Annotated in this window: 1 protein-coding gene; it reads right to left on the bottom strand. The window is 68.7% G+C overall.

Annotated features, from left to right (window positions below; all coding sequences use genetic code 11):
• A partial coding sequence (locus AC5RWU_RS24690; protein WP_493986796.1) for a transposase family protein occupies positions 1 to 371 on the bottom strand: 371 nt, incomplete at its 3' end.
• Between the last annotated feature and the right edge of the window lie 16 nt (positions 372 to 387).

Genomic DNA, 387 nt, shown 5'->3' with positions numbered 1-387 from the left:
CCCGCGGTCACCGCGGTCCGCGCCCCGCAGCCCGCGCACTTGAACCGGCCATCACCGAGCGCCCAGCCGCCGACCTGCGCGCAGCGCGGACAGACGAATCCCTCCGGCCAGCGCAGCCACCCCAGATAGTCCAAGCAGCCGGCATCAGTCGCGAACCAGGACTGAAACTCCCCGGTCGACCTCGGGTAGGGCCTACCGGCCTCCGGCTGCCTCCCATCCCACGACTGCAGTCCAGTCCGGTCAGCTGAATACCCCTGTGCGCTGTTATCGGCGCGCCTTGGCCGACATGAGTCCTGTTCCTCCTTGGTCGGCTCTTCTTCGTGCGGGCTCGTCGAACGCCTTGTCGAGGTCGTCCCGGCGAATGCGGGCATCCCGGCGTGGGATCTT

It is taken from the genome of Arthrobacter sp. B0427-1-12, from assembly GCF_059092905.1.
This window is presented reverse-complemented; position numbering and strand designations above follow the sequence as displayed.